This window comes from Thiobacillus sp. SCN 63-57, from assembly GCF_001725555.1.
Classification (GTDB): domain Bacteria; phylum Pseudomonadota; class Gammaproteobacteria; order Burkholderiales; family Thiobacillaceae; genus Thiobacillus.
In genome coordinates, this window is sequence record NZ_MEGP01000038.1 from 1 (window position 1) to 15,842 (window position 15,842).

Below are 15,842 nucleotides of genomic sequence, written 5' to 3' on the forward strand. Positions count from 1 at the left end.
GTTCATCCGCATGACGAAGGCGTCGGATCCATAGACGCCGATCCGGTTGCCGGTATTACTGGCGTTCGAATGGGCGATCGTAACCGTCGTGCCAGCGTTCGCTACGTTGGTTGCCTTGACCACATCGGCGTTCACGCAATTGGTGATCACCAGCACGTCGCCTGCCTGGAAGCCATCCGGATTGCCATTGATCTGCACATTGGCATTCTGGGGCGCCAGATTGCCTGTCAGGTTGACGCCGTTGCTGAATGCGCCCATGACCGACAAGACATCTGTGTTCGCTACCCGTGTAATCGCGGTAGGATTGACCCAACCCACGCCACCGTCGTAGCCGATCAGGGCATTGCCTGGGGTCATCGGTGGAACGGGCGCATTGGCGATGGTGTTCACACGTACCGAGGCCATGTTTCCGCATCCGACATACCCGGCCATGCGGATGTCACGGCTCATCGTATCCAGGGCATAACGCGCGTTTTCCTGCATGCGCGACAAGTTGTCGGTGGCGCGGAATGCGCCTCGGCTGCCGATAAAAATGTAGCCGATCCCGCCAAGCAGAACCAGGCCCAGGGTCATGGCAATCATTAACTCGACCAGGCCGAATCCCGACTGCGCACGCGGCGATATCCAGATCGGTCTCATAATTGCGTTTCCACCTTGAAGGTTTTGATCGCCTGGTTTGCCACGTTCCCGCTATCAACGAGGCCACGGCTGTCGTCCCACTGAATCAAGACGGTTGCCACCTTCGTATTCACATTAACCGCGATCGAACCGTTGCCCGCGGGAAGCGCGCAGGCAAGCTGGTTTTTCCACGCCGCGATGTCCTGCACCGGGACCGTTCCGATAGGTACGGCTGCCGAGCAGTTGGCCGCCGCCCCCATCGGGGTGGCATAGCCACCGGTCACCGCGCTTGTGCGGTTGGCGCGCATCCTGTCGACGATGTCGTAGGCCAACCAGGTGGCCTGGGTACGGTGGCTGGCGCTCAGATTGTTGCGCATGCTGGAAGTCGTCAACCCGGCCAGGCCGAGCAGGCCTATGGCCAGCACCAGCATGGCAACCAATATTTCAAGCAGGGTGAATCCCGTCTGTTTCATGGGCGTCCTCATGGGCAGGCGACGGGTGAAACCCGCGTGCGTCCGGTTCGTTCGATCTGGATGGCCCGCCCTTTTACTCCAGTTGGAGCAGGAGCGGGCGGACAGAGTGTGAGCGTGGTGGACGCAGCGGTGGCCGCAGTGGGTATGGTCGTGCGGCCATCCGAGGTGAAGGTAATCGTGTTGGTCACATCCGCGCCGGGCGTCAACGTGCTGGAGCCGCCCAATGCCTGTTGTACTCGGATCGGGTTGCCGGCTGCGTCCGCGACGATCCATCCTTGCGTCCAACTGACGGCACCGGGACATACGGTGCCGCTACATACCATCACGTTCGCTGCGCGCTTGACCGCCTCGCTGCGGGCCATATTGAGTGCGGTGATCAGGTCGTTCGCCTGCGACGCCATACGGTTGTTCATCACAAATAGCTGAAAATTCGGGATCGCAATGCCCAGCAGAATGCCCGCCACCGCCAGTGTGACCACCAGTTCGATCAGAGTAAACCCGCGCTTTTTGGCGTCAATCATGGTCTGTTCAAGTTCTCGTTTCACGCTGCCACCTTAAAAAGCGGGGGCAGCGATGTCCAGTTCGGCAAGACGAATGGCGGGATTGGGTTTACGAACGGCCAAGCCCACCGGCACTGTGTTTCAGAAATCCACAATGCTTAACGTCAGGAACCAGGCTAACTTAAATACCAACGGAATCAGCAGCTGCCGGATTCGAGCCGCGGACGGCCGGCGTTGTTGATGACGATGTCGCGGCGCGACCCGGACACGCAGATTTCGAACGTACCATTGCCCAGGCCGGCCACCCCCCGGCTTCGCCCGTCGGGCAGGTAGCTGATGAAGCGGCTGATATGGCTGTTGGCGGTGATGGTCACGTCCGCGTGGGCAGGCAGTTCCACCCGTAGCAGGGCATCGCTGGCGTCGATCACGCCGGGGGTCCCGTCGTCGACAAACACAAGCCAGCCCTCGTGCCAGTTGGCCGTGGCATCGCAAGCCGATGGGACTGCCCCCACATCGCCTGTCTTGCACACAGTTACGCGCATGCCCCGCTTGACCGCTTCGGACCGCGCCAGCTGCAAGGCCGTCACCAGATCGTTGGTCACGGCCGCCAGCCTGCTGGTGTTCATCAGAAACCCATAGCCTGGAACCGCAATCGCCAATAAAATCGACCCTACCGCCAGCACAATCAGCAGTTCCACCAGTGTGAAGCCACGCCATCCCATTTCCCCCTCCCTCGCTTTTTTATATGGGAATGTCAGCTTGCCACGCTGTAGGCGGCGCATCTATACAACTTTAGTCGTAGGTCCAGACCATGCATGAATCAGGCAATGCAGGGCCGGGAACGTCCGTCATCGTCCTGGGCGCGGGGGTATCCGGCCTCAGTGCGGCACTGGCTTTATTAAAGCGCGGCCATGGCGTCACGCTGCTGGAACGCGGTGACGTGGGGGCCGAGTCGTCATGGGCGGGCGGCGGGATTCTGTCGCCGCTGCTGCCGTGGGATTACGCCGAAGCGCTCTCCACACTGGCGCTGCGTTCGATGGCCGGCTATGCGGACTGGGTGGCGGACATCGAGGCATGCGGTGGACGCAGTGCCGAATACTGGCGCTGTGGGATGCAGGTGTCGGGCGAGACCCGGATCAACGAGGCACTTGCCTGGTGCGAAGCGCACGATCTGTCGGCGCAACGCCAGCTCACACAGACAGGCGAAAGCCTCTGGCTGCCTGATATCGCCCAGGTACGCAATCCACGCCTGGTCGCGGCCTTGCGCGAAGCCGTGATACGGCTGGGTGGGGTCATCCATGTACACAGCGCGGTGGAAACGGTCACGGTCCGTGCAAGGCATATGGTGGCAGTCCACACAGCACAGGACACCTACACAGCAGATCGATTCGTCCTGGCTACCGGGGCGTGGTCTGGCATCGCGCTACCCCATCTAGCGGGTGTCCCAAATATCCGTCCGATCCGCGGCCAAATGCTGTTGTTCAAACAGGAACCTGGCATGCTCGATACGATCCTGTACCGCAAGGGCCTGTATCTGATTCCACGCCGCGACGGCCATGTGCTGGTTGGAAGCACGCTGGAAGACGCCGGATTCGACAAGACCACCGATGCCTCCACACGCCAGCGCCTGCACGTTGAGGCAGCCGAATTACTCCCTTCCCTGGAAGGGCTTCAACCCATCAGGCATTGGGCCGGTCTACGTCCCGGTTCACCCGACAATCTTCCGGTCATCGACTGCCATCCCGATTTCGACAATGTCTTCGTCAACGTAGGACATTACCGCTATGGCGTCACATTGGCGCCTGCGTCGGCAGAGCTCTTGACCGACCTGATGGAGGACACCACGCCAGCCGTCGACCCCACCCCCTATCGTTGGGAAGCTACACGCGAACGCAGGTGGACCGACGCGCTCTAGTACGGTGTTCCCATGCGTAAGCACTCGGCGCGCCCTGACAAGATAGTTTACACTTTGCGCCACTTGAACCACGCTGCGTTCGTCATGCAATGAAAAAAACAACCGGTGCGTGCAACCCCATCTCGACGAAAGCAGGCAGGAATGACAAGGTTGTCCATTGACTGAGACAACCGGCAAGCGCCCAGCCCTGACAGTCTGGATCGTCAGCGACGGCAAACCGGGGCATGTCAATCAATCTCTGGGACTGGCCGAGGCACTGACGCGCGCCACGACGACCGAAACCCATCGGCTTCCCGCCTTGCCGGCCTGGCGCGCTTGGCTGGCGTTGCTGCTGAAGCACGCGCCAGGCAAGTCTCTCCCCTCCCCTGATCTGATCGTGGGCGCAGGTCACGCCACACACCTGACACTACTGGCGGCACGACGGGCGCGTGGGGGACGGGCCATCGTCCTGATGAAACCAAGCCTGCCACGCACCTGGTTCGACCTCTGCATAGTGCCCCAACACGACGGCATCGCAGCCGATACACGGACGCTCGTGACGGAAGGCGCGCTGAATCGCATTCATGCTTCAGCCAACCGCGACGTACACCATGGATTGCTTCTGATCGGTGGCCTCTCACCGCATTTCGAGTGGGACGATGACGCCATCCAGCTCCAGATCAAGAGCATCCTCGCACGTACACCCGACACGCACTGGACGCTCACCTCCTCGCGCCGCACGCCGCCCGAATTTCTGGCGGAACTGCCATCCACCCCCAACCTGACCGTGGTTCCGCATACCGCGACGCCGCCCGACTGGCTGCCGACACAGTTTGCACAATGCGGAATCGTGTGGGTCACGCCCGACAGTGCCTCGATGGTGTTCGAAGCCCTGTCGGCAGGTGCCGATGTCGGCGTGTTCGACCTGCCGGTCAACCCGAAAAGCCGCGTCGGCCAGGCGATCGCACGACTTGCCGACTCACAACGCATTACCCGCTTCGTGCGCTGGTGCGCGAGCGGCACGCTCCACCCCAACCTCCACCCATTGGCCGAAGCCGACCGATGTGCCGAATGGATTCTTGAATGGCTGAAGAAAAAAAACTAACCGTCCTGCAATTGCTCCCTGCCCTGCAATCCGGTGGCGTCGAACGCGGCACACTCGAAGTAGCGCAGGCCTTGACGAAGCAAGGCCATCGGGCCCTGGTGATATCGGCAGGCGGACGATTAGTTGCCCCCCTGACGAAAACCGGTGCCGAACATTTCACCTGGCCGATCGGCAAGAAATCGCTCAAGACGCTGCTGCTCGTCGGCAAACTGCGGAAATTCCTGGCGGAAGAAAAAGTGGACATCGTCCACGCACGCTCGCGCGTGCCCGCCTGGATCGCCTGGCTGGCCTGGCGCGGCATGAATCCGTCGACGCGACCGCGTTTCGTCACCACGGTGCATGGCCCCTATTCGGTGAGTGCCTACAGCGCGGTCATGACCAAGGGCGAACGGGTCATCGCCATTTCAAAAATGATCATCAACTACATCGTCAGGAATTACCCGAAGGTGCCGCAGGAGAACGTACGCCTGATCTATCGGGGCGTCGACCCCAAACAATTCCCGTCTGGCTACACGCCCCCTGACGACTGGCTGCGCCAATGGCAGCAGGAACATCCCGGCCTGGCAGGCAAGAAAATCCTGTTGCTGCCCGCCCGCCTGACCCGCTGGAAAGGCCAGACCGACTTTATCGACATGCTGGAACAGGTCATCAAGACTCGGCCCGATGTCCACGGCCTGATCGTGGGTGAAACCCACCCAAGAAAGCAGGCATTCATGGCCGAATTGGAAGCGCGCAGCAAACGTCTTGGCATGTGTCAGCATCTGAGTTTCATCAGCCATCGCGCAGACCTTCGGGAAATCATGGCCATCAGCGATATTGTGTATTCGCTCTCGCGCGAACCCGAAGCATTTGGCCGCGTCAGCCTGGAAGCGCTCAGCCTCGGCAAGCCGCTGATTGCCTATGACCATGGAGGTGTGAAAGAACAGCTGGCGGCCATCCTGCCCGAAGGTGCGATTTCCGTCGGCGACATTGGGCAGGCCGCCCGGAAGACCCTGCGGTGGCTGGATGCCCCGCCGCATGTACCCGAACAGAATCCTTTCACATTGGAACGCATGCTGACAGCCACGCTGGACGTCTATACCGAACTCGCCCGCGCGCCGCGCAGCAAATAAAAAAGGTGGTATCGATGCAGGTCCGCGGCGGTCAGGATTTTCCACTGATTGCTCCGGGCAGATGGCGCAGCCGCCCCCGGAGCTTGCCATACACGTCCCGAACCAGGGTGGCAGGATTGGACATGCGCATGGCGCGGCGCGACAGAATTGCCGCCCCCGTTTCCGGTTTGGCACCGTCACGATGCAGACGTGCAATTTCACGTGCGGCCACGGCAAACAGGTTGTATTCGAACATGACACGCCGCTTGGCCTCGACGATCGCCGGCAGGCGCTTGTCGAATTCACGGTCCGCGATCGCCTTGCGGATCACCGCGGCGGCCCCGGCCGCATCATGGAGGTCGATGCGGATGAAACTTTCTTCCGGGAAATACGCCTCCAGATTGGGGCAGCCACAGTAGAAAGGCAGCGTCAGACCCAGGAAGGGATCGGCAATCTTTTCCGTCCAATGGTGCTCGCCGATATAGTTTTCGATCGCGACGTGGTAACGATAGGCGCGCAGACAGTCGGCCTTGTCGTCGAGCGGCCGCTTGCTATGTCGGCCGAACGTATCGAGTTCGGGCATCAACTCCACCAGCTCGCGCATGAAGCGCGCACGGTGATAGTGCAAGGTATGCCGCATCGCCTTGGGTGAATACACCATCGAGACATTGCGGGATTTGTCTTGCGGCGATTCGTCCAGGATGTCGTCGAACGGCACGGTCCGGTGCCGTCCCACCCCGTAGAACCAATGCAACGCAGACTGCGAATAAATCCGGTTGGGGTGCCGCAACGCCCACTCAGGCTGGCTGGTCAGCACCGCACCGAACTGTCGCGCGTAATCATTGCCATAAATCTTGACGGACGAAGGTTCCATGGTCACCAGCAGCGTATGCTCACGCGGGCAGGCCAGTGGCTCTCGGCTGACTTTCTTTGCCTCCCCGGGTCTCGCGGGCACGTCGTCGTAGACCAGCAACCAGTCGTAATCCCGTGCCTCACGCTCGAAGATGAATTCGCATTCACCCCATACGGGCTCATTGTGGGGAAATTGATGGAGCCAGGTCGACGTGGGCGTGGAACTGATCACTTTGACACGTAGCCGTGACTTGGTCATGGTCGGCCTCAGAAACTGCGCAAACTGCCGGGGAGGTCCTGCCCGGCCCTCAGGTCGCCGGCGATGAGGTTCGGCAATTGCGCCGCCAACCATTCCGGCGTGATCGCTTTCATGCAGGCATGGGTGTCCGGATTGCTGCAGGTTTTGGCATAGCAACTGATGCACGGCAGCACGGCCTGGATCGCAACAACCCGCGGCCCGATCGGCTTGACCCGACGCGGGTCGGTCGGGCCGCACAGGACAAGCAAGGGCCTGTCGGCTATCGAGGCGAAATGTGCGGTGCCGGTGTCATTGCCGACGATTGCGGCAGCGCCTGCGCACAGCGGCGCAATATCCAGCAACTGGAGCCGGCCATTCAGATTGACCACCCATTCCCCGAGGGTCGCGATTTCAGCGCAGACATCCACCTCGTCCGGCCCGCCGATCAGGACGATCTTTTCCATACCCTGCTGGTGCAGCCGTTGCGCCAGTTCGGCAAAACGCTGCGTGCCCCAACGTTTCAGCGGATGTGCGGCAGCCGCCCCGGGCAGCAGCACGACGTAATCATTCTCGCCGAGGCCATGTTCACGCCGCAATTGTTCTATGAACGGTGCGCGGTCCGGTGCGGGATACAGCACCGGATGCAAGGTTCGCGTGGGGATGCCGATCGCTTGCAATACCGACTGCATCATCGGGAACGCATGGGACCGAGGGTCGCGCAGCACCGGCTGATGCGTATAGGGAAGGCCACCGCGGTTGCCGACGCGGATGCGTGGCGCGCTGCCGATAAGCCAGAGCAGCGTGAGCAGGAAACGTGAATGATCCGAGCGTTGCAGGTCGACGACCAGATCGTAATGCCCTGCGCGTACTTTCTTCAGCCACGCGAGGCTGTTGGTCCAACGCTGGTTTTTACTACGCACGTCGATCGCCCACACCTCGGAAAAACGCGGGTCGTGCGCAAACAGGCCGGCGCAGTTGGGCTGCGTGTTGAGATGGATCTCAGCGTGCGGCAAGGCGCGTGCAATGTCTTCCATGAGCGCGCTGGCGGTCACCACATCGCCCAGCGCACTCCACTTGATGACCAGGACACGTCGGATCCTGTCGTGTTGCACTGCATTCATGCCGGGGACAATTGGGGTTGATATTCCGGCACCCAGGTCTTCAACTGGCGTTTGACCGTGGCTTCATCGTGAGGCCCCGGGTAGGCAAGCCAGGCCAGGCATTCGGCATACCAGTCAGCATCTGCGGTACGTGCCTTGGCCACCCGTAGTTTGGGGTGCGGCGTCGGCAGGGTGGATTCGTCATCGGCAAGCAACTCCTCGTAGAGCTTTTCGCCGGGGCGGAGCCCGGTGTATTCGATACGGATACGCTCCTCGTCCGCACCCGACAGCCGAATCATGAGTCGGGCCAATTCGGCAATCCTGACCGGTTCGCCCATGTCGAGCACGAAAATCTCACCGCCCTCACCCATCAAGCCCGCCTGCAACACAAGCTGCGCCGCCTCGGGAATCGACATGAAATAGCGCATGATGTCGGGATGGGTCACCGTCACCGGCCCGCCCACCTCGATCTGTTTCTGGAATTTTGGAATCACGCTGCCGGACGAGCCGAGCACGTTGCCGAAGCGCACCGACACGAAGCGCGTACCGCCCGGCTGCTGCATCGCCTGGCAGGCCATCTCGGCAAGTCGCTTGGTCGCTCCCATCACATTGGTCGGGTTGACCGCCTTGTCGGTGGAAATCATCACGAACTTGCCGACCCCCTGCGCCTGCGCTGCCGCTGCGACCACCTGCGTGCCGAGCACGTTGTTGCGCACGGCTTCCCAGGCATTGTCATTCTCCATCAACGGTACGTGCTTGTAGGCCGCGGCATGGAACACCACGGCCGGCCGATGCTCGGCCATCACCTGGCTCACCCAGACTGCATTCTTCACGTCGCCGATCACCGGCACAATTTTCAGTTGGGAAAAATGCTGCGGCAACTCCTGCTCCATCGCATACAGCGCCAGTTCGGACTGCTCGAACAGCACCAGTTTTGCCGGTGCAAAACGTGCAATCTGGCGGCACAGTTCCGAACCGATCGAGCCGCCGGCACCGGTCACCATCACCACCTGGCCGGTCAGCAACTGGTGCAGGCCACTGTCGTCGAGCTGCACCGGATCGCGCCCCAGCAGGTCGTCAAGCTCGACACGACGCAGGCTGGACACCGACACCCGGCCCGCCACCAGATCCTCGAGCGACGGGATGGTCATCACATTCAACCCGGCTTCGGTGCAGAGTTGGGTGATGCGCTTGCGCACGGCGTGCGCGGCCGACGGCAACGCCAGCACGATGTCGTCCACCTCCATTTTCTTCGCGCAGGCCACGACATCGTCCAACGCGCCCAGAACAGGAAGGCCCTGCACCAGCCGCCCCCGTTTGTCGCGATTGTCATCCAGCAGACCGACCACGTGAAAACCCGCCGGATTCCGCGCCAGTTCGCGCAGCAGAAAATCCGCCGCCGAACCTGCGCCGGCCACCAATACCGGCTTGCTGTCCGGGCGCAACACGCTGGCAAGCCGGTGCTCCTTCCACGCCCGATAGGCCAGGCGGCTGCCTCCCATCACGATCACCAACAGCAACGGATCGAGAATCAGCACCGAACGCGGGACCACCGCGTGGACACGGAACAGGATCAGCGTCACGGGAACCAGCAGCGCAGCCAGACCCACCGCCAGCACGATGCGCTTGAGATCGGGCAGGCTGGCGAAACGCCAGATACCGCGATACAGGCCGAAACGCCAGAATACAACGGCCTGCAATGGGATCACCCAAGCCAGCGTGGACAGGGCCGCCGCCTGGAACTCGGGCGGCATCGCCAGATTGAAGCGCAGCCAGTAGGCACCCATCCAGGCGAAAGCCGCCACCAGGATGTCGTGCAGGATGATGATGGCGGTGCGGGGATTAAAGTTCATTACGGGATCGATGCCAGCGCCAGTCGATAGCGCGAAAAATCAGCAGATAGGTTGTCGCCGACAGTATAAGCACCCACACGGCGCTCAGCGGCAGAATCAGCAACACGAATGCCAGCGCGGCAACCACCAGCATCAGGGCATAGGCTGCCAGGGCGAGCTGGCGGTGCGACGCCCCCAGCAATACCACGCGCTGATAATAATGCGAACGATGCGCCTGCCAGATCTTTTCACCCCGTAGTCCCCGCCGTGCGAGCGTCACGCTGGCATCGACGATGAAGGGCGAAAACACCAGCAGCGGAAACAACCAGGGCCATACGTTTTGTCGCGCCCCAAAGATGCCGAGCGCGGCCGCCATGAATCCCAGCGGGATCGATCCGGCATCGCCCATGAACACCCGCGCAGGCGGAAAGTTGAAGCGCAGGAACGCCAGCGCCGCCGCCGCAATCGCCGCGCAGAATACGGCCAGTCCATGAGCGTCACCCATCCACGCGGCCAGCGCCAGCGCACCGAAGCCGATGACGGCCATGCCGCCTGCCAGGCCGTCCGAGCCATCCATAAAATTGTAGAGATTGGTCATCCATACCGTCGCCAGCGTGCCCACCAGCAGGGCCCAGCCGGTGAGCCCCAGTGCCAGCAGGCAACCTGCCGCCGCGAGGAAATGTGCCAGGAAACGCACCCTCACCGGCAACCCTCGCAGATCATCGAGCAACGACACGGCGGCCAGCGCGAACGCCCCCAAGCCAATCGGCAGCAAGGCGCCGTCGCCGCCCCATAGGCTCGCGACCCCCACCCCGGTCATGATGCCCAGTCCGCCAACGCGCGGCGTCGGCGTGGCGTGTAGCGAACGGGCGTTGGGGTGGTCCATCGGCAGACGTTCCCCACGCCTTAGCAGCCAGGCAAGTGTCAGCCAGCAGACTACGAATGCAGCCAGGACGGCGAACGCATTCATTTTGCACCAGCCACCGTTGCGGCCAAGCCGGCGTCCATGGAATAAGGCGGCGTCCAGCCCAGGCGCGAACGGATCGCCGAACCGTCGACATGAAGCGACCCCGTTAGGCGCGCCACCGCCGCCCGTTTGCCCAGCAAGGCTCCCATGAACGCCAGCACACCAACCGGCACCGCCAGCAGTCGCGCCGGGCGTCCCATGGCACGCGCCACCGCACGGATCAGTTCCGGCGTCGAAACCGCCTGGCCATCGTCCAGTAGAAAAGTCTGTCCCGCGGCGGCCGGGTGTTCAACACACAGCCGGATCGCATCGACGAAATTGCCCAGATATAGCAGGCTGCGCCGATTACGAATCGCGCCCAGCGGCAACGGCCATCCCCTTTGTATCGTTTTCATCAAACGCAAAAAATTTGCTTTTACCCCGGGTCCGTACACCAGCGGCGGACGTAGGATGACGACTTCCAGTCCGGTTTCCCGAGCAATTCGCTGCAAGCCCTGTTCGGCTTCCCATTTTGAAATCGCATACGCATCCGCGGGTGCCGGCACATCAGTTTCGCGATAGGCTGCGTCCCGCCCCTCGCCATTGACCTTGACGGTGCTGATGAAAACGAAACGTTTTACACCGGCTTGAGATGCCTGACGGGCAAGATTGAGCGTGGCCTCGGTGTTGGTTGCCCGGTAAAGAGCCGGTGGATACTCTGTTGAGTCATTCATGACGTGGACTCGGGCGGCAAGATGCACCACCGCATCGCAACCAGTCAGAGCGGACCGCCAATCCGTCGACGCATCCAGATGGCCAACCACAATCTCGTTCGATATACCCGATTTAGCCCGTACGGCTGGCACAACCTTATAAGCGGAGGCCCCCAGAAAATCACGCAATGCCGTACCCACAAAACCGGTAGCGCCAGTTACCAGCACCTTCATGCGCAGACCTCACGGTAAACTGCCAGCGTTTGCGCAATGATGGCCTCCTGCGCAAATTCTGATTCAGCTCGCAATCTAGACTGCTCGCCCATTCGACGGCGCAGTAGGGGGTCACCAATCAGCTTTCCCAATGCGGCTGCCAGTGCTGTCACGTCACGCACTGGAACCAGCAGACCATTCACCCCATCTCGCACGACTTCGCGGCAACCTGGCGCATCGGTCGTCACGATCGGCAATCCGCATGCGGCGGCTTCCAGCAAGGACTTGGGCAATCCCTCACCATAAGCTGACGGCAGACAAGCGATGTGTGCAGCCTGTAGTATGGCTGGCATGTCTTCCCGTCTACCCCACCACTCCACGCCATTCTGCCCGTGCCAACTACGCAAACTCGACTCGGGTACCGAGGCAGGATTAGCGGGATCGGGATTGCCTACCAGCACAAAGCGCGCGTTGACACCCGCACCGGTCAATCGACGTGCGGCCTCGACAAACTCACCCACGCCCTTGTCCCACAACATGCGTGAAACCAGCACGATACAAACCGGCTCGGGGGGCGGCCTCACAGGGTGAAAAACTTGTACATTTACGCCCGCGCCGCGAATGAGCCGCAAGCTTGCGGCAGGTACGCCCGAGCGTTCGAGCAGAGACCTGTCTTCGGGATTTTGCACAATGGTCAAGCAATATGGCCTGTTAAGCAGGCGCGCCAGCATCCAACGCAATACTGGCCGGACCAGGCGCACGATGCCGCTGGACGTGGTGAATAACCATCCTAGTCCTGCCACCGCATTCACCTGCGCGGGCACGCGCGCCAGCCACACCGCCAATGTGCCAAACATCACCGGCTTCAATGCCACGTGGTGAACTAGGTCGGGTTGCTCGCGACGATACAATCGCCACAGTGCTGTCACCTCGCGCAACGGGTTACCACTACGCCGCGACTGGCTGAAAGGAATCAGCCGAATTCCCGCACTGCGAATGACATCCGCTTGCCGTCCCTCGCGGGTAGCCACCGCCACGTCGAACCCTGCTGCCTGCGCTGCCACTGCGAGTGGCAGCCGGTGAGAAACGAAATACCAGTCCTCAGTGACGAGATACAACAGTTTGAGTTTCCGGTTCAACGAGAATTTCTCCGGTATTTTGTATCCCATTTCCGACGCCACATTCCCCAACCGATCATTCCCAATCCAATCAGCATTTGCCAATAGCCGTAGCGCATGCGATAGAGCGTTCCCACATTGCTTACAATCAAGGCCAAGACGATTAAAGGTACAACTGCCTGAATCAATAGCACTGTTGTCGTGCCATGGGGGCCGCGCCGGATGAATAGCAGCAACACGCCTGGCAGTGCAAGATATGCGAACACCGTTTCGATCCCGGCAAGTAGACGCATACGCTCTGCGCCTGGTGAGACACCGGTTTCACTCCACATATTCGGGAAGGGGGAAAACAAACCGATTGCCAAAGCGCGTGGTATGTACTTGACTACATCAGCAGCCGAATGGAACTGCACTTCTGTATCGATATTGCTGCCGGCGTTCGGATAACCTTCTGTAAAGCCACGGCGGCTTCCACCAAGTTTCGAAAGAGCAATATCTGCAGAAGCGGGGATCAGGTCGGTGCGAGACCAAACAAGATTTGCCCTCCTTTCCGAAATTTTTGTTCCCTGATTTCCCGTAGGTAGCCAAACACAAGTTACAAGCAAAGTGATCGATGCAGCTATCCCGATCCACCATTGCAGGGAATGCCTGGGACCAACCCCACGAGTAAATACTGCCCGTACTGCAATAACTGACACAGTAAGGACTGAGGCAGCCAATACAACCTCCACCAGATAAGGACGGACCAGCCAAATCAGCAACTCCCCACTCAATGCCAGCATGACCTGAAGCGCCACGTCTTTCCAACCCGGCGCGGTGTGAGCCGCAAATCGCGCCCATACCAACGCAATTAGTGAAAATCCGGCAATGGACCATACATCTTTATGGATTTGTCCAAAAATCATCACAGCGCTAGGAAAAAACACGTATGGCACCGTCGCAGCAAAGGCCAATTGACGTGGAGCAACGAGTGTAAACATCAGATAAAAGCATGTTGCACAAATCGCAAACAGGCCTGCGTTCAGCGGCATCAGCACCCATGGTTCACTCATTCCGATTAATGCATAGGCTGCAGCCGCGATACCAATCGGTGCGTTTCCATGCGGCCGTAGCTGCCAGACTGCCCAGCCTTCCTGACGAATACGCTCAGCCAATTGAACGGCTTCCCGATGAAACCATATCCAATCCCCCCCCTTGAGCAAGCCGTGGCCGGCGTCCAGTGCAGGCATCCAAAAGGGCAATATCACCAACTGGATCAGCAGTCCGACTGATAAAGAGTAGAAAAACACCAGAGCGAAGACGCCCCGGGCAGAAAACAAGGCGCCGAACCTGAAATTCCTCATTGCGTTTCCAGCCATACCTGAAACATCAGCACATCCCATAGGTAATATGACCAGTTGCGGCCACCTGACTGATGCTCAGCCCATTTACGTTGAATTGGCGCGGGGTCAAAGAAACCCTCACTCGTAAGCCGCCCTGGCTCAATGAGCGCTGCCGCCCAGTCGTTGAGTGGGCCGCGAAGCCAGTGGTCGATGGGCACACCGAAGCCCATTTTCGGGCGCTCCATCAGCGATTGGGGCACATGGCGATAGAGCACCTGGCGCAAGAGCCACTTGCCCTGGCCGTGGCGGATTTTCATGGCCAGCGGCAAGGTCCAGGCAAATTCAACCACCCGGTAATCAAGCAGCGGCACCCGGGTCTCCAGGCTCACAGCCATCGCCGCCCGATCCACCTTGGTGAGAATGTCATCAGGCAGATAGGTCACCGTATCGAGATACATCATGCGGTGCTCGAAATCAGGCAAATCCGCCTGGCAAGCGACATTGGTAAGCAGTGTTGACGGTTCGTGGCTGCCTGGCACCAGTTGAGCAGGATTTTTCCAGTGCGACACCAGCCCCAGATAAATCTCCTCGGGCGAGCGCACCGCCAGAATTTCGGCCGCCTTATGCAGTTTGTCACCCGGCGTAGCGTAACGCAGCCGGGCTGGGAGCCACCTCTCCAGTTTCCGGAAAGCGGTATTCCACGAAGCTGGCGGCAACGTGGTCAACACCCCCGCCAGCGCCGCGCGCAACGGACGCGGCATCCAGCCCAACTTGCGCCACAAACTGCGTGCCCAGAAATAACGGTTATAACCACCGAACAGTTCGTCGCCGCCATCACCCGATAGGCTCACCGTCACATGGCTGCGAGCCAAACGCGAAACCAGACAGGTGGGGATCTGTGACGAATCGGCGAAAGGTTCGTCGTAAATAGCTGACAGGCTCGGGATTATGTCCATCGCGTCCTGCGGGGTGACATAGAGTTCGGTGTGCTCGGTTCCCAGGTGTCGAGCCACCGTGTGGGCATGTTCAGCCTCGTTGTAACCTGTCTCGTTAAACCCGATGGTGAAGGTTTTCACCGGACGGGTGCTTTGCGCCTGCATCAGTGCCACGATAGTAGTAGAGTCAATGCCGCCAGAGAGAAAAGCACCCAGCGGCACATCTGCCATCATTTGCCCGTTCACCGCTTGGCTGAGCAGACGCTCCAGTTCAGTCACGGCTTCTGCGTCGCTGCCCCGAAACAGATTGCGCTGCCCGTCCTCAGCCACAGACCGTGCCGACCAATATGCCGTGGGCCGCGCATCTTTCTGTCCAGCGTGAAGTTGCAAATAAGCTCCTGGCGGTAGCTTGTGTATACCCTGGTAAATCGAGTAAGGCGCAGGAATGGCGTTGTGGCGCAGAAAAAGTGTCAGCGCATCGCGGTCGATTTCAGGACGAAATGCTGGATGTGCCTTGAGCGCCTTGAGCTCAGAGCCAAACAGGAAGGTCTCGCCCTGCCAGCCGTAATATAGGGGCTTTTCTCCCAACCGGTCACGAGCCAGCGTGAGCGTCCTTGATTCTCGATCCCACAGTGCAAAAGCGAACATGCCCACACACTGTTTGAGCGCCGCTTCAGTCCCCCAAGTAGCGATCGCAACCAGCAAGGTTTCGGTATCCGAATGGCCCCGCCAACTCGGGTGCCCCAGTGCTTTCCGCAACTCAGAATGGTTGTAAATCTCGCCATTAAACGCGATCACATATCGCCCGCAAGCAGAGACCATCGGCTGGTGGCCGGCAGGCGATAAATCGATAATCGACAGACGCCGATGCACCAGCCCCATGGCCGCTTCA

15 protein-coding genes are annotated in these 15,842 nt (G+C 60.3%); 3 read left to right on the forward strand and 12 right to left on the reverse strand.

The features are described from left to right. The 4 genes from ABT23_RS13455 to ABT23_RS13470 form a co-directional block, all read right to left on the reverse strand. A partial coding sequence (locus tag ABT23_RS13455; protein WP_296636302.1) for a prepilin-type N-terminal cleavage/methylation domain-containing protein occupies positions 1–639 on the reverse strand: 639 nt, incomplete at its 3' end. Further along, complete coding sequence (gene pilV / locus ABT23_RS13460) at positions 636–1,091, reverse strand: type IV pilus modification protein PilV (RefSeq protein WP_296636305.1); 456 nt, start codon at positions 1,089–1,091, stop codon at positions 636–638. The genes pilV and ABT23_RS13455, both read right to left, overlap by 4 nt. Positions 1,092–1,099: 8 nt before the next feature. Beyond that, positions 1,100–1,612, reverse strand: a complete 513-nt coding sequence (locus tag ABT23_RS13465; RefSeq protein ID WP_296636307.1) for a GspH/FimT family pseudopilin — start codon at positions 1,610–1,612, stop codon at positions 1,100–1,102. A gap of 176 nt (positions 1,613–1,788) precedes the next feature. Continuing rightward, entirely contained in the window at positions 1,789–2,313 is a 525-nt protein-coding gene (locus ABT23_RS13470) for a GspH/FimT family pseudopilin (protein WP_296636309.1), read from the reverse strand. A gap of 89 nt (positions 2,314–2,402) precedes the next feature. On the opposite strand from ABT23_RS13470, the gene thiO reads away from it, so the two are divergent. From thiO to ABT23_RS13485, 3 genes are all read left to right on the forward strand, one after another. Then, the gene (thiO, locus tag ABT23_RS13475) at positions 2,403–3,506 is read left to right on the forward strand and encodes a glycine oxidase ThiO (RefSeq protein WP_296636310.1); all 1,104 of its coding nucleotides are present in this window, start codon (positions 2,403–2,405) and stop codon (positions 3,504–3,506) included. A 157-nt stretch (positions 3,507–3,663) separates the two neighbouring features. Next, positions 3,664–4,590: a mitochondrial fission ELM1 family protein gene (locus tag ABT23_RS13480; RefSeq protein WP_296636313.1), complete on the forward strand. Its 927-nt coding sequence runs from the start codon at positions 3,664–3,666 to the stop codon at positions 4,588–4,590. Beyond that, positions 4,569–5,702, forward strand: coding sequence for a glycosyltransferase family 4 protein (locus ABT23_RS13485; protein ID WP_296636315.1), 1,134 nt, complete (start codon positions 4,569–4,571; stop codon positions 5,700–5,702). The genes ABT23_RS13480 and ABT23_RS13485 overlap by 22 nt, the downstream gene beginning before the upstream one ends. 31 nt (positions 5,703–5,733) lie before the next feature. Here ABT23_RS13485 and ABT23_RS13490 read toward each other — a convergent pair whose 3' ends face one another. The 8 genes from ABT23_RS13490 to asnB form a co-directional block, all read right to left on the reverse strand. Continuing rightward, positions 5,734–6,792 (reverse strand): glycosyltransferase family 10, encoded by a 1,059-nt coding sequence (locus ABT23_RS13490; RefSeq protein WP_296636317.1) that lies wholly within the window; start codon positions 6,790–6,792, stop codon positions 5,734–5,736. An 8-nt stretch (positions 6,793–6,800) separates the two neighbouring features. Continuing rightward, a complete protein-coding gene (locus tag ABT23_RS13495; RefSeq protein WP_296636320.1) occupies positions 6,801–7,892 on the reverse strand; it encodes a glycosyltransferase family 9 protein in 1,092 nt (363 codons plus the stop codon). Further along, a complete protein-coding gene (locus ABT23_RS13500; RefSeq protein WP_296636323.1) occupies positions 7,889–9,724 on the reverse strand; it encodes a nucleoside-diphosphate sugar epimerase/dehydratase in 1,836 nt (611 codons plus the stop codon). The genes ABT23_RS13495 and ABT23_RS13500 overlap by 4 nt, the downstream gene beginning before the upstream one ends. Next, entirely contained in the window at positions 9,714–10,673 is a 960-nt protein-coding gene (locus ABT23_RS13505) for a glycosyltransferase family 4 protein (RefSeq protein ID WP_296636326.1), read from the reverse strand. The genes ABT23_RS13500 and ABT23_RS13505 overlap by 11 nt, the downstream gene beginning before the upstream one ends. Continuing rightward, positions 10,670–11,596: an SDR family oxidoreductase gene (locus tag ABT23_RS13510; RefSeq protein ID WP_296636328.1), complete on the reverse strand. Its 927-nt coding sequence runs from the start codon at positions 11,594–11,596 to the stop codon at positions 10,670–10,672. The genes ABT23_RS13505 and ABT23_RS13510 overlap by 4 nt, the downstream gene beginning before the upstream one ends. Further along, positions 11,593–12,744: a glycosyltransferase family 4 protein gene (locus ABT23_RS13515; protein ID WP_296636331.1), complete on the reverse strand. Its 1,152-nt coding sequence runs from the start codon at positions 12,742–12,744 to the stop codon at positions 11,593–11,595. The genes ABT23_RS13510 and ABT23_RS13515 overlap by 4 nt, the downstream gene beginning before the upstream one ends. Then, the gene (locus ABT23_RS13520) at positions 12,711–14,036 is read right to left on the reverse strand and encodes a hypothetical protein (protein ID WP_296636333.1); all 1,326 of its coding nucleotides are present in this window, start codon (positions 14,034–14,036) and stop codon (positions 12,711–12,713) included. Before ABT23_RS13520 ends, ABT23_RS13515 begins: the two co-directional genes overlap by 34 nt. After that, positions 14,033–15,842, reverse strand: a 1,810-nt coding sequence (gene asnB, locus ABT23_RS13525; RefSeq protein WP_296636336.1) for an asparagine synthase (glutamine-hydrolyzing), incomplete at its 5' end; no start/stop codon positions are given. The genes asnB and ABT23_RS13520, both read right to left, overlap by 4 nt.